16 protein-coding genes are annotated in these 13685 nt (G+C 63.5%); 11 read left to right on the plus strand and 5 right to left on the minus strand.

The features are described from left to right. Window positions 1–28 precede the first annotated feature (28 nt). From ABCW43_RS04865 to ABCW43_RS04900, 8 genes are all read left to right on the plus strand, one after another. Window positions 29–421, plus strand: a complete 393-nt coding sequence (locus ABCW43_RS04865; RefSeq protein WP_345922344.1) for a VOC family protein — start codon at window positions 29–31, stop codon at window positions 419–421. 314 nt (window positions 422–735) lie between these two features. Next, complete coding sequence (locus ABCW43_RS04870; RefSeq protein ID WP_345922345.1) at window positions 736–1233, plus strand: GFA family protein; 498 nt, start codon at window positions 736–738, stop codon at window positions 1231–1233. Next, window positions 1230–1742, plus strand: coding sequence for a GFA family protein (locus tag ABCW43_RS04875; protein ID WP_345922346.1), 513 nt, complete (start codon window positions 1230–1232; stop codon window positions 1740–1742). The genes ABCW43_RS04870 and ABCW43_RS04875 overlap by 4 nt, the downstream gene beginning before the upstream one ends. Next, window positions 1739–2215, plus strand: a complete 477-nt coding sequence (locus ABCW43_RS04880; protein ID WP_345922347.1) for a GFA family protein — start codon at window positions 1739–1741, stop codon at window positions 2213–2215. Before ABCW43_RS04875 ends, ABCW43_RS04880 begins: the two co-directional genes overlap by 4 nt. After that, complete coding sequence (gene pip / locus ABCW43_RS04885) at window positions 2212–3171, plus strand: prolyl aminopeptidase (RefSeq protein ID WP_345922348.1); 960 nt, start codon at window positions 2212–2214, stop codon at window positions 3169–3171. The genes ABCW43_RS04880 and pip overlap by 4 nt, the downstream gene beginning before the upstream one ends. A 156-nt stretch (window positions 3172–3327) precedes the next feature. Then, a complete protein-coding gene (gene cimA, locus ABCW43_RS04890) occupies window positions 3328–4944 on the plus strand; it encodes a citramalate synthase (protein ID WP_345922349.1) in 1617 nt (538 codons plus the stop codon). Between the two features lie 207 nt (window positions 4945–5151). Then, entirely contained in the window at window positions 5152–6174 is a 1023-nt protein-coding gene (rsgA, locus tag ABCW43_RS04895; RefSeq protein WP_345922350.1) for a ribosome small subunit-dependent GTPase A, read from the plus strand. Between the two features lie 227 nt (window positions 6175–6401). Beyond that, window positions 6402–6560 (plus strand): hypothetical protein, encoded by a 159-nt coding sequence (locus ABCW43_RS04900; protein ID WP_345922351.1) that lies wholly within the window; start codon window positions 6402–6404, stop codon window positions 6558–6560. 56 nt (window positions 6561–6616) lie between these two features. On the opposite strand, the gene ABCW43_RS04905 is transcribed toward ABCW43_RS04900, so the two are convergent. The 4 genes from ABCW43_RS04905 to ABCW43_RS04920 all read right to left on the minus strand — a co-directional run bounded on the left by ABCW43_RS04905 (window position 6617) and on the right by ABCW43_RS04920 (window position 9377). Then, a complete protein-coding gene (locus tag ABCW43_RS04905) occupies window positions 6617–7306 on the minus strand; it encodes a pentapeptide repeat-containing protein (RefSeq protein ID WP_345922352.1) in 690 nt (229 codons plus the stop codon). A 97-nt stretch (window positions 7307–7403) separates the two neighbouring features. After that, window positions 7404–7688 (minus strand): YciI family protein, encoded by a 285-nt coding sequence (locus ABCW43_RS04910; protein ID WP_345922353.1) that lies wholly within the window; start codon window positions 7686–7688, stop codon window positions 7404–7406. A 10-nt stretch (window positions 7689–7698) separates the two neighbouring features. Further along, window positions 7699–8298 (minus strand): TetR/AcrR family transcriptional regulator, encoded by a 600-nt coding sequence (locus ABCW43_RS04915; RefSeq protein WP_345923344.1) that lies wholly within the window; start codon window positions 8296–8298, stop codon window positions 7699–7701. A gap of 197 nt (window positions 8299–8495) precedes the next feature. Beyond that, window positions 8496–9377 (minus strand): protein-L-isoaspartate O-methyltransferase family protein, encoded by an 882-nt coding sequence (locus ABCW43_RS04920; protein ID WP_345922354.1) that lies wholly within the window; start codon window positions 9375–9377, stop codon window positions 8496–8498. A 151-nt stretch (window positions 9378–9528) separates the two neighbouring features. Between ABCW43_RS04920 and rarD the strand changes: the two genes are divergently transcribed. Both rarD and ABCW43_RS04930 read left to right on the plus strand, forming a co-directional pair. Next, window positions 9529–10443: an EamA family transporter RarD gene (gene rarD / locus ABCW43_RS04925; RefSeq protein ID WP_345922355.1), complete on the plus strand. Its 915-nt coding sequence runs from the start codon at window positions 9529–9531 to the stop codon at window positions 10441–10443. 20 nt (window positions 10444–10463) lie between these two features. Beyond that, window positions 10464–10793 (plus strand): DHCW motif cupin fold protein, encoded by a 330-nt coding sequence (locus ABCW43_RS04930; RefSeq protein ID WP_345922356.1) that lies wholly within the window; start codon window positions 10464–10466, stop codon window positions 10791–10793. Between the two features lie 17 nt (window positions 10794–10810). On the opposite strand, the gene ABCW43_RS04935 is transcribed toward ABCW43_RS04930, so the two are convergent. Beyond that, on the minus strand, window positions 10811–11440 hold the full coding sequence (locus ABCW43_RS04935) for an LOG family protein (RefSeq protein ID WP_345923346.1): 630 nt from the start codon (window positions 11438–11440) through the stop codon (window positions 10811–10813). Window positions 11441–11585: 145 nt separating this feature from the next. Between ABCW43_RS04935 and ABCW43_RS04940 the strand changes: the two genes are divergently transcribed. Beyond that, the gene (locus ABCW43_RS04940; protein WP_345922357.1) at window positions 11586–13403 is read left to right on the plus strand and encodes a LysM peptidoglycan-binding domain-containing protein; all 1818 of its coding nucleotides are present in this window, start codon (window positions 11586–11588) and stop codon (window positions 13401–13403) included. The last annotated feature ends 282 nt before the right edge of the window (window positions 13404–13685 follow it).

A 13685-nucleotide genomic window follows, 5' to 3' on the forward strand; every position in this document is an offset into this window, starting at 1 on the left:
TCCTGGAACAACGCGGAGGAGCAAGGCGATGATCGATCACATGGGCATCAAGGTCGCGGATTTCGACCGGGCCAAGGCATTTTACGACGCAGCCTTCGCGCCGCTTGGCGCCTCGCTGCTCTACATGGTGCCGGCCGAATATACCGGCGGCGTCAAGGTCGGCGGCTACGGGCAGGAACGGCCGGTCTACTGGCTGCACGAGGCCGAACCAGTGGCCGGCCATTCGCAACATATCGCCTTCACCGCCCGCAACCGTTCCGAGGTGGATGCCTTCTACCAAGCCGCGATCGCCGCCGGCGGAACCGACAACGGCCCGCCCGGCCTGCGCACGCACTACCACCCGAACTATTACGGCGCCTTCGTCTTCGACCCCGACGGCAACAATATCGAGGCGGTGTGTCATTCACCGGAGGGTGCGTGATGGTTTTGGAACTCAGGCAATAGGATGGCGCTGCGGGCGCGGCATACCCCCCTCTGCCCTGCCGGGCATCTCCCCCTCAAGGGGGGAGATCGGCAAGCCGCATCCACCTCCCCGGCCATCGATCGCCGCGGGCGCCGCAATCTCGAGGATACTTCACACCGCCACGGCAAACTCACGCTTGGATTGAGCGCGAGGCATCGCTACCATCCGATCTCCCCCCTTGAGGGGGAGATGTCCGGCAGGACAGAGGGGGGTGCGGCACCCTGCGCCGCCGCCTGTCTCCATGTCCTGAAAACCGTCGGGGAGGCTTGAAGATGACCCAGATCCACACCGGCGGCTGCCAGTGCGGCGCTGTGAGATACCGCGCGGAGGGGGAGCTCGGGTTTCCGCATCTGTGCCATTGCCGCATGTGCCAAAAGGCGGCGGGGAATTATTTCATGCCGCTCGGCGGGGTGATGTACGAGAATTTTTCGCTGACGCGCGGTGAGCCCGCCTGGTTCCAGTCGTCGGAAACCGTGCGGCGCGGCTTCTGCGAAAAATGCGGCACGCCGCTGTTTTACGACGGGTCGAGCGATCATATGAGCATCACGCTCGGTTCGCTCGACGATCCGCAATCGGTCAAGCCGGAACTGCAGACCAATCTTGCCCACAAGATGTTCTGGTTCGGCGAGCTCGACCGCCTGCAGCACGATATCGCCATGGACATGACCGAGGAACAGGAAAAGACTGTCTCGGCCAGCAGCAACCAGCACCCGGACCACGACACCGAGGTCTGGCCTCCAAGCAATCGACACGCGGAGGGTCATTCATGAGCGATGCCATCCGAACCGGCGGCTGCCAGTGCGGCGCGATCCGCTTCCGGCTTGAAGGCGAGCCGTTCGATTCCTCGGTCTGCCATTGCCGCATGTGCCAGAAGGCCTTCGGCGCCTATTACGCGCCGCTGGTGGCGACCGGCGAGGCGAAGCTTACCTGGACGCGCGGCGAACTGAAGTATTTCCAGTCGTCGAACCATGTCCGACGCGGTTTCTGCGGGAATTGCGGGACGCCAATGACCTACGAGGCGGCGGACGGGATCGCGATCTCCGCCGGCAGCTTCGACGACCCGGCCCTGCTGCCGCCGGTCGTGCAGTTCGGCGTCGAGGGCAAGCTTCCCTTCGTCGACCGGCTTTCCGAATTGCCGGCGCGCCACACGATGGACGATATCGACACCGCCCCCTTCCTGGCCGATATCGTCTCCTACCAGCATCCCGACCACGACACCGAAATCTGGCCTCCAGAGAACGAGCACCCAGAAAACCAGCCACCGGAGAACAAGCGATGAGCGAAACCCTTAGAACAGGCGGCTGCCAGTGCGGCGCCGTGCGCTTCCGGATCCACGGAGAACTCGGCCGCGCCTCGATCTGCCATTGCCGCATGTGCCAGAAGGCCTTCGGCGGCTTTTTCGGGCCGCTGGTCTCTGCGCCGAAGGACGGCGTCGAATGGACCCGCGGCGAGCCCAAATATTTCCAGTCCTCGGTCAATATCGACCGCGGTTTCTGCGCGGATTGCGGCACGCCGCTCACCTATCGTTATCCCGGCGGGCTGGAACTGGCGATCGGCGCCTTCGACGACCGCAGCGACCTCGCCCCGAAGATCCAGGTGAACTACGCCTCGCATATCCCGTGGGTGACGACGATCTTCGACCAGCCGGTCCGCGACAGCGGCGAGGACGCCGTTCAGCAGGAGCAGATCATCTCCTTCCAGCATCCCGATCACGACACCGAAAACTGGCCGGCGAAAGGGCTGCATCTGTGACCGAAGTTCTGCGCACGCTGTATCCCGAAATCGAGCCCTATCAGACCGGAACGCTCGATGTCGGCGACGGCCATGTGATCTACTGGGAGCGGGTCGGCAAGCCGGGCGCCAAGCCGGCCGTGTTCCTGCATGGCGGCCCCGGCGGCGGCTGCAACCCGAACCAGCGCCGGCTGTTCGATCCTGATCTCTACGACGTGCTGCTGTTCGACCAGCGCGGCTGCGGTCGCTCCACCCCGCATGCAAGCCTCGAGGCCAACACGACCTGGCATCTGGTCTCCGATATCGAGCGGCTGCGCGAAATGGTCGGCGTCGACAAATGGCAGGTCTTCGGCGGTTCCTGGGGCTCGACCCTGGCGCTCGCCTATGCGGAAACCCATCCCGAACGGGTGAGCGAACTTCTGGTGCGCGGCATCTATACGCTGACCAGGCCTGAGCTCGACTGGTACTACCAGTTCGGCGTGTCGGAAATGTTCCCGGACAAGTGGGAAGCCTTCATCGCCCCTATTCCCGAAGCCGAGCGCCACGAGATGATGGCCGCCTATCACCGCCGCCTCACCGGCACCGACAAGGCCGAACAGATTCGCTGCGCCAAGGCCTGGAGCGTCTGGGAAGGCTCGACCATCACGCTTCTGCCGAGCCCCGAACTGGCGTCGGACCACGACGACGACCATTTCGCGCTCGCGTTCTCGCGCATCGAAAACCACTTCTTCATGAATGCCGGCTGGCTGGAAGACGGGCAGCTTCTGCGCGATGCCACCAAGCTCAAGGGCATTCCGGGCGTCATCGTGCACGGCCGTTACGACATGCCCTGCCCGCTGAGATATGCCTGGCAGCTTTCGAAAGTCTGGACGGACGCGGATTTCCACATCATCGAAGGCGCGGGGCATGCGGTCTCGGAACCCGGCATCACCGACCAGCTGATCCGCGCGACGGACCGGTTTGCGGGGAAGGTCTAAAACCCTACTTCCGTCATCCTCGGGCTTGACCCGAGGCTCCATCTCTTCGGTCGGCGGGTCGCCTCCATTAAACCCGTGAGCTTGGCCTTGGGTCCTCGGGTCAAGCCCGAGGATGACGGGCCGAGAATTAGAAACACCGCTCCAGGAGGAGCACCCATGACACGCGAACGCATCTATCTCTTCGACACCACGCTGCGCGACGGGCAACAAACCCCCGGCGTCGATTTTTCCGTCGAGGACAAGATCGCCATCTCCAACCTTTTGGACGAATTCGGCCTCGACTATGTCGAGGGCGGTTATCCCGGCGCCAACCCCACTGACACCGCCTTCTTCTCCCAGAAGCGCACGGTGAAATCGAAATTTGTCGCCTTCGGCATGACCAAGCGGGCCGGCATGTCCGCCTCGAACGATCCGGGCCTGGCCGTGCTGCTGCAGGCAAAAGGCGACGCGACCTGTTTCGTCGCGAAAAGCTGGGATTATCACGTGCGGGTCGCGCTCGGCTGTTCGAACGAGGAGAACCTGGAATCGATCCGCGACAGCGTCGAGGCGGCTCGCGGCGCGGGAAAGGAAGCGCTGGTCGATTGCGAGCATTTCTTCGACGGCTACAAGGCCAATCCCGAATATGCCCTTGCCTGCGCCAGGACGGCCTATGAAGCGGGTGCGCGCTGGGTGGTGCTCTGCGACACCAATGGTGGCACCCAGCCGGGCGAGATCCGCGCCATCGTCGAGGCGGTGATCGCGTCCGGCATTCCCGGCACCTCGCTCGGCATTCATGCCCATGACGATACCGGCCAGGCGGTCGCCAATTCGCTCGCCGCGATCGAGGCGGGCTGTCGGCAGATCCAGGGGACGCTGAACGGTATCGGCGAGCGCTGCGGCAATGCCAACCTCGTCACGATCATCGCGACGCTTGCCTTGAAGGACGCTTACTGCAGCCGGTTCGAGACGGCGATCGACGCGGAGCGGCTGACCGGGCTCACCCGCCTCAGCCACGCCTTCGACGAACTGCTCAACCGCTCGCCGAACCACCAGGCGCCTTACGTCGGGGCGTCGGCCTTCGCCACCAAGGCCGGCATCCACGCCTCGGCGCTTCTGAAAGACCCGCGCACCTACGAACACGTGACGCCGGAAAGCGTCGGCAACCTGCGCAAGGTGATGGTGTCCGACCAGGGCGGCAAGTCGAACTTCATCAACGCGCTGAAGCGCCGCGGCATCGAGGTCGGCAAGGACGACCCGAAGCTCGACCAGCTGATCTCGATCGTCAAGGAACGCGAGGCGACCGGTTATGCCTATGAGGGAGCGGATGCGAGCTTCGAACTGCTCGCCCGCCGCACGCTCGGCACCATTCCGGAATTCTTCTCGGTGGAGGGTTTCCGGGTGATGGTCGAGCGCCGGTTCGATTCGCATGGCCGCATCAAGATCGTCTCCGAGGCGGTGGTCACACTGGTCGTCGACGGCCAGACGCTGATGTCGGTCGCCGAGGGCGACGGCCCGGTCAACGCGCTAGACCGGGCGCTGCGCAAGGACTTCGGCAAATACCAGCACGAGATCGATGACCTGGTGCTCGCCGACTTCAAGGTGCGTATCCTCAACGGCGGCACCGAGGCGATCACCCGCGTTCTGATCGAATCGATCGACAGCACCGGCGTGCGCTGGTGGACAGTCGGCGTCTCGGAGAACATCATCGACGCGTCATTCCAGGCGCTGATGGATTCGGTCATCTACAAGCTGATGAAGAACCGGCAGCTGGCGGGCAAGATCGCGGCGGAGTGAGGCTTGTAAACGCTGCGGGTCGATCGTTTCCTCGACTTCGGCGGCATGCTGGTTTAATGCTCCGATGTCACGACGAATGGGCAGAGTTTTGGTCGAACCAGGAACCGGCCCCTTTGCACCCGATCTGCGGCTCTTCCCCGAGAGAACGCGATCTCAACCTGCGGAAAGCCTGCCCATGACGGCGTCCCTGAATTTTCGAACCACACCTTGACCGGATCCAACCCGCCCTCATCGCTTGAACGGCTTGGCTGGTCCGATTTCTTTGCAGCTCAGGTCGAGCCGGGCGAAGCGGAACTGCTGCCCCGGCGGATTGCCTCGGTTCACCGGGCGCGCGTCGATGCGATCGATGCAGGGGGGCCGGTCGGGATCGAGCTTCCGCTCAATAGCAATACTGCGGAGTTTGCGGTGGGCGACTGGGTTCTCGCCGATCCGCTGACGGGCATGCTCGTGCGCCGGCTCGACCGGAAAACCGTGTTTCAACGGCGTGCCGAAGGCGGGCACGGCCAGCAGCTTGCCGCGGCTAATGTCGATACGCTTTTCATCGTCACCTCGTGCAATGCGGATTTCAACCCGGGACGGCTGGAACGCTACCTGATCATGGCCAACCAGGCAGGCACCAACCCGGTGATCGTGCTGACCAAGGCCGACACGGTCGAAGACGCCGGCCCCTTCGAGCAGCAGGCCAGGGCGCTGCAGCGCGATCTGCCGGTGATCGTCCTGAATGCGCGGTCCGACGATGCGGTTTCTTTGCTGAAACCCTGGTGCGGTGTCGGGCAGACCGTCGCCCTGGTCGGCTCCTCCGGCGTCGGAAAGTCGACGCTGGTCAATACGCTCGCCGGACCTCAGTCCGACACGATGCAGAAGACCGGAAGCATTCGCGAACGTGATGCAAAGGGCCGTCACACCACGACGGCACGCTCGCTGCATGCGATTGCCGGCGGCGGCTGGGTGATCGATACGCCGGGTATTCGGACGCTCTATGTCAGCGACGTCACCGACGGCATCGATACGCTGTTTGCCGAAATCACCGATCTGGCGCCGAATTGCCGGTTTCGCGATTGCACGCACGCCCACGAACCGGGCTGCGCCGTGCAGGCAGCCGTCGCCAGCGGCGAACTTGCCGCCGACCGCCTGGAACGCTGGCGCAGCCTGCTTGCGGAAAACCGCGACAGAACGCCGGTGCTGAGCGGTCCAAAGGGCAACAAGATCGTCCGCAAGAAGAAATACTGAAGGTTTCGCGCGCGAATACCGTCCTCGCAGAAGGTAGCAGGCGGCCCCGAATCCCGTGGCCCCGATCCGGGCCATTGTATTTCAGGGGCTTTCGTACCATATAGACGGCATATTGAGGCGGCCGCTCGCGGTAATGACGCAGCAGCGCCTGACAACCAACTCCCTCACTATTTCATTCATCCAAGAGGCTTCGGCATCCTGTCGGAGCATCGAGATCGGAGACGTCCATGTCTGATAAAAAAACAAACACCCCGGACCAGGCTTACCAGCCCATCCCCTTTGCCAAGAAGCATCGCATTTCGGTTGAGGATGCGAAGGCTATCATCGAAAAGCACGGCGCAGACCGCAAGTCGGCCGACAAGGAAGCACGACGGGTGGCCGTCTAACCCTTCTCACCTGTAAGGCGACTGGAAGAACCGGAGACTGAGGATGCCGCACCCGGCTATTGGACCTTCAGTCCCAGTTCCGCCAGGATATCTCCGGCCTGCTGCCGCGAGATCGTGGCACCCTTGAACTTCCTGGCGTCGATCAGCTTCAGCCCGCCGAGGTCCGCGCCACGCAGATCGGCCCCTTCGAACCTCGCATCGACGAGCCCCGTGTCGCGCAGGCTGCAGCCGTCGAACACGACGTCGCGAAAATCGCATTTCGACAGATCGGCCATGCCGAAATCGACCCGCTCGATCCGGGATCTCCGGAACGACAGTGCGGGAAGCCTCGCCTGCGCCAGGATGGTCTCCTTGAAGGACAGGCCGAGCGAGGCAATCCGCGTCAGATTGGCGCCCGTCAGCTTGCAGCCGACGAACCGGGTGTCGTTCATTTTGGCTTCCAGGAAGGCGGCGTTGTTGAAGTCGCAGTTCCGGAATTCCGCCTCCGCGAGGTTCGCACCTGAAAAATTGGCGAACGGTCCCCGGCATCCCTCGAACTTGGCCCCTTCGAGATCCGCGGCCCGCAGATTGACATTCGTCATCCTGCAGTTCCTGAATTCCCAGCGCTGAAGATCGAGCCCCGACAGGTCCGCCTCTTCCAGAATGCAGCCGTCCAGGACCACCACGCTTCCGGCGGTCGTCAAGCCAAGCACGTCCGCGCGGCCGATCTGCCGCCCGGAAACCTCGACCTGGTTCTGCTCCGCCATGACATCCGCCTCCGCCGACTTTCGTTTCGCGTGATTGATCAGAGATTCGGGTCGGAGACAATCGACGACGCATCCGAGATGATGGCGACCGGGGCGTTCAGGCCTTCAGGAATGCAAGCCGGTCATCGACTCGGCCAGGCACGATTTCCTGAATTTCAGCGCTGACAACGCCTTCGGCAACGAAAGGATCGTCCGTCACGCGTATTTCGAGATCCGCGCGTGTGGTGTTGTGGACCAACACGGTTCCGCCTGCATTCGGTTGGAGGCTGCCGACCAGCAGGAAAACACCGTCATCAAAGCCCTTTCTGATCCAGGCGTTGTGTCCTTCCATGAGTTGCGGTGCCTTTGCCTTGTCGGCAAACTTGAGAGTGACGATGAACATCGGCCTTCCTTCAGACGGTTTGTGATGAAACGGATTGAGCGGGAGGCGACCGCTCGGAAATATGCGCCTCCAACCACGTGTGCATGGCGTCCACTTCGCGGCGGATGAAGGTTTCGTCGCGGAACGCCGTAGCAAGCGTCGATACACCTTGGCTTCGCATCAGGAGATGGAGGGAGAGCGCATCGGCATCGGTTTCCCTGCCGAGAGCGCAGAACTGGCGAGCGAGCCACTCCTGGAACAGGGTGAAAAGCGCGGCGGCGTCTGTTTTGGCAACATGATCGAGTTTGGCGAGTTCGTTGCAGAGCGATCCGACCGGGCAGCCATACGCCATGATCTTCGTTCGGTTGACGATGAGGATATTGATAAAGCTTCGGATGCGCTCGGCAGGCGTCTCGCTTTCAGCCTCCCATGCGTCCAGCATCCTCCGCGTATTGGCGATACGAAGGGCGATCACCGCGCTCAGAATTTCATCCTTCGTCTTGAAATGGTAGTAAAAATTGCCGCGCGACAAGCCCACGCATTCGGCAATATCGGCAAATGACGTGACGTCGTACCCGCGCTCGTAAAAGAGGCGATCAGCAGCGCTGGCGATCTGATTCCGTGTGTCCATGCCCTTCAATGTGGCAACCCTATTCACTGTTGCCCGCGTGCAAAGCAACGGCCTTGTACGATTAGGGCAACTGTCCTAATTTTCTTTAGGACAGTTGCCCTAAAACAATCAAGCCCAGGGATGCGGAATTTTCAACCCATTGCGATATTCGCGACTGGCGCCTGCTGGCCATACATTTCGTCTTGAGACAGAACGGACTACTCCCCTCCCACCTCCTCGAACGACAGCCCCCAATCCTCCTCGCCGTACCACTCGCCCTCTTGCGGCGGCCGATGCCAGCGCAGGCTGCGAACCTGATAGCCGCGGCGCAAGCGGAAGGCTTCCGCCAACCCCTCGTGGCGGCCGGGCGGAGGTGGCTGCTGGCCTTCCGCCCAGACGAAGGAGACCGGCTGCAGGAATTTGGCGCCGAAGCCCTTTGCCCGCCGGTCGATCATCAGGAAGCCTGCCCGGCCGGTAAAGCCGCCTCGCCGGCCGTTCTCGAGCGCCGGGTAGCCGAGCGGGAAGAGCGCCCGCCCCGAGACGGCCAGATTGTCGATCCAGGCAGGCGGCGGGTGGTCGAGGGCGAAATTGGCGTAGATCACATCCGCATCCTCATTCGGCCATTCGGTCGCGTCGCCGCGGACGAGTTCGACATTGGCGTAACCCGCCAGGTTCTGCCGCGCCTTTTCCGCGAGCGCCTCGTCGTATTCGACGGCGATCACCCGCCCCGACGGCCCGACCAACTCGGCGATGATCGCCGTGTAATATCCTGTCCCGGCGCCGAGATGGGCGACCGTCTCGCCGTCGCGGATGCCGAGCGCGTGGAGGCCTCCCGCATGCAGCGAAGGCATGCCGTTGTTGACGCCGCGCGCCGTGTCCAGCCCGACCAGCACATCCTGGTAGAGCACCAGCGGATCGGTGGAGGCGAGCTCGCGGTAATTGCGGAAGTCGTTATAGACCCAGGGCGGCGGGCCGACGAACTGTTCGCGCGGCACCGTGGCGAAAGCGGCAAGCAGCCGGTGGTTGGCCCCAACGCCAGCCTTGGCCAGGATCTGGCGGGCATAGATCTGCCGGTGCAACGGCTGGCTTTCGAAATCCATCCAATTCCTCCGTTCTGACCGGCAACCACTATCGCAAACCAGGCCGACGGAATCGCGACAAACGATCGGTCCTTCAATGAAATGAATTGGTCCGGCTCAACCCATTCGTTTAAACGGAGGATAACAAAAACAACATACCGGAAACACCTGCATGGCCACCGATACCGCTCCGGCGACGATAGTGAAGAACGAAGATACGCCGCGCGGCTTCGCCTTCGGGCTGACGGCCTATTTCCTCTGGGGTTTCCTGCCGTTTTATCTGAAGGCGGTTGCCCATATTCCTTCGCTCGAAGTGCTGGCGCACCGGGCGATCTGGTCGGTGCCGGTCGCCGGGATCGTTCTGTTGATCCTGCGCCGCACCGGCGATCTCAAGGTGGCGGTGCAGAACCCGCGCATGCTGGCGATGGCATGCCTCACCGCCCTGATCATCATGGCGAACTGGGGCATCTATGTGTGGGCGGTCGCCGCCGGCCGGGCGCTCGATGCGGCGCTCGGTTATTTCATCAATCCGCTGTTCAGCATCTTTCTCGCGGCCGTCCTGCTGAAGGAGCGGCTGGCGCCGGTTCAGCTCGCGGCGATCGGCCTCGTGGTGGTGGCTGTGGCGATCCTCACCTATGATGCGGGCGGATTGCCGTGGGTTTCGCTGGCGCTTACCGTCACCTGGGGTTTCTATGCGCTCTTCCGGAAAACCCTGCCGATCGGTCCGAACCAGGGTTTCTTCCTGGAAGTGCTTCTGATCAGCATTCCCTGCCTCCCCTATGTGATCTGGCTGGAATCGACCGGCCAGGGTCATCTCCTCAATTCGACCGGCTGGGACACATTCATCCTGGTGATCGCCGGGGTCGTCACCGCCGGGCCGCTGATGATCTACGCCAACGGTGCAAAACTCCTGAAGCTCTCGACCATCGGCATCATGCAGTATATCGCGCCGACGATGATCTTCCTGATCGCGGTCTTCGCCTTCCACGAGCCGCTCAGCCCCGTCAAGCTCGGCGCCTTTGTGCTGATCTGGACGGCGCTGGCGATCTATACCTGGTCTCTTCTGAAACAAGCCCGCGGCCGATAGGCCTTTCCCGGAGCATTCCCATGAAAATCAGCGATATACCCTTCGGCACCACCGACTGGAGCGCCGTGCCGAAGACCGAGCATAAGGGCGATACGGGACTGGCGACCTGGCAGACATGCCATTTCGGCGGGATCAGGGTGCGGATGGTCGAATATACCCCGGGCTATCTCGCCGACCACTGGTGCGTCAAAGGCCATATCCTGCTCTGCCTCGAAGGCGAGCTGACGACGGAACTCGCCGACGGCCGGGTCTTCGTGCTGAAGCCCGGCATGAGTTATCAGGTGGCGGATGATGCCGAGCCTCACCGCTCGTCGACATCGGCCGGAGCCCGGCTCTTCATCGTCGACTAGAAGTTAAGCGCCTGCTCTCAAAGCCTTGAAATCACCGCGTCTTCGCCACCGGACGGCGGGCGGTCCTCGCCCTGTTCGAGGATCGCCGGGACGATCTCCTCGACATCGGCGATGACCAGCGGCTGGACGAGATGCGCGCGGTGGATAAAACCCTGCTCGCGCATATGGGTGATGAGGTCCAGCATCGGATCCCAGAAGCCGCCGATATTGGCGAACACCATCGGCTTCTCATGCCGTCCGAGCTGCGCCCAGGTCATGATCTCGACGATCTCCTCCAGCGTGCCGATGCCGCCCGGCAGGGTCACGAAAGCGTCAGCGCGCTCGAACATCTTGTGCTTGCGCGCATGCATGTCCTCGGTCACAATCAGCTCGTTGAGCTGGCCGAGCGAATGGCGCGTGGCCTCCATATCGACCAGGAATTCGGGAATGATGCCGGTGACCTGACCACCGTTCGACAGAACGCCGGCCGCGACCGCACCCATGATGCCCTTGGTGCCTCCGCCATAGACAAGCCGAAGCCCATGGGCGGCGATGGATTTTCCGAGCGCACGGCCGGCTGCAATATAGGCGGGATCGCGTCCCGGCTGCGAGCCGCAGTAAACGCAGATGGATCGAATCGGCACAGTTTTCTCCGTAAGGCATTTCAAAGGGAGGGCCAAACCAAGCCCCGGTCGTCAAAATTGACGGGAAATGCCCGGAAGAGCAAGGGTTTATCGTGTGAAAAGCTTGTGAAGGCGGGAGGAAAAGGTTAATCCGGATATGCGACGGCCATAGCTGTCGGGAGAGGCATTGATGATGAAAAACCGCGCCGGCTGGCTGGCTCTGATCGTATTGGCTATCGCATCGCTGCTGATGGTGTTCCTGGTGATGCCTGCGATAAACAAGGATTCCAAGCCGATCGGCGACGCGATCAATGCCGCAGGCAATGCCGTCAAGGACGCGGTGACGGAACCGCAGCCGACGGCCAGGGCGCCCGATGCCGCAAAGCCGGCCGACCAGGCCGCTGCCACGGCGCCGCAGACGGGTGAGCCCGCCGCGTCTTCCGCAGCAGGCCAGACGACCGCGGCGATGACACCGCCCTCCTTCGACGTGCTGCGCGTCGAGCCGGACGGTTCGACCGTGATCGCCGGCCGCGCCGCCCCCAATTCCAAGCTTGAGGTCACCGATGGCGCCGCGATCGTCGCCAAGGTCGATGTCGGCCCGAGCGGCGATTTTGCCGCCATCCTCGAAAAACCGCTGCCGCCCGGCGACCACCAGCTCGTGCTCAAGGCGATCGGCAAGGACGGCAAGACCACCGTGTCGGAAGAAACGGCGACCGTCTCGGTGCCCGCCGACAAGAACGGCAAGCTGCTCGCCATGGTCACCAAGCCCGGCAAGGCAAGCCGCCTGATCGCCACGCCGACCCCGGACGCCGCAACTCTCCCTGGCGCGAGTGCCGCGCAGCCGGCCGCCCAGGCCGCGGCCACTTCGCCCGCTGGCAATCCGGCCCCCACCAGCCCCGCGCTTGCCGCCCCCTCGGCCGCGCCGTCTGCCACTCCCTCCGTTACCGCCCTGCCGGCACCGCCGTCCGGCTCCTCCAATCTCGCCTCTTCCGCGCCAAGCATACCGGTCTCGACGCCCGCCTCTCCGACGGCGACATCCGCTGCACCTGAACTGCGCATCACGGCTGTCGAAATCGAGGGCAACAAGATCTTCGTCGCCGGCAACACGAAGGCCGGCACCTTGCTGCGCGGCCAGGCCGATGGCCGGCCGATCGGCACCGCCCAGGCGGGCCAGGACGGCAGTTTCGTGATCGAAGGGGCGATCGACCTCGCAGTCGGCGACCACCGGATCGGCGTCGAGGTGCTCGGGGCCGGCGGCCAGCCTCTGGTACGGGTCGAAGTGCCCTTCAACCGCCCGGCCGGCGATCAGGTCGCGGCCGTCGCGGCGCCGCAGGCCGCCAATAACGGCATGTCGGCGGCCGACAGCGGTGCCTTCGACAAGCTGCGTAACGAGACGGTACGCGCCTTCAACCTGCTGCGCGGGCTTTACGACAACGGCCGCGTACCCTCCGCGGAACAGATGGCCGCCGCCCGCTCCGCCACCTCGATCGCCCTGAAATCGCTCTCCGAATACCGCCTGCCGGCCGAGGCGGCCGCCTCCGCCCGGGTGCTTGCCGAAACCACCGTCCAGAACGCGTCCGCGGCAGGTGCCGCGCTCGACGCGCTTCCCAAGGATGTCGCAAGCGTCGGCGCCGGCCTGAAGCGGATCGGCGAAATGATCGCCCGCGCCGTCGGCCCGGTCATCGCCCGCGAACTGCACGGCATTCCGGCCACCACAGCCGCCCCGATGACGGTTACCGACGCCAGCGGCACCCGCACCATCCATCAGGAGCCGCTGACCCAGAGCGAACGCAACTCGGTGATCATCCGCCGCGGCGACACGCTCTGGCAAATCTCCCGCCGCGTCTACGGCCAGGGTGTGCGCTACACGACGATCTACCTCGCCAACGAGGACCAGATCCGCAACCCCGACGTCATCCAGCCCGGCCAGATTTTCGGCGTGCCGGGCGAGGCCCTGCCGGACGCGGAAGAACTCCATCGCCAGCGGATGATCCAGCGCCGGTCGTAAGGGGCTGGGGTACCAATATCCCTCCCCGGCCTATTCGGGACGTCGCTTGGGACTGCCGCAGCTTCCCAACCACCCTCATTCCTGTGCTCGTCACAGGAATCCAGCCGCGCCGCGTCGGCGGTGCGGAAGACTCTTCGTGAGCATCTCCCCTGCCAAGAAACCGGGACGATTTCCCCGTCCCGTGAAAAACGCATCCAGCCCAACCACCGCTGCCATATCAATTCCCCTGCCCAAAGGACCCTTGGGCGGCCATTGCCGCGCCGGCTCCGGTTCGGCCAGCTT

Origin of the sequence: Neorhizobium tunisiense (assembly GCF_039631515.1) — a bacterium.
Classification (GTDB): domain Bacteria; phylum Pseudomonadota; class Alphaproteobacteria; order Rhizobiales; family Rhizobiaceae; genus Neorhizobium.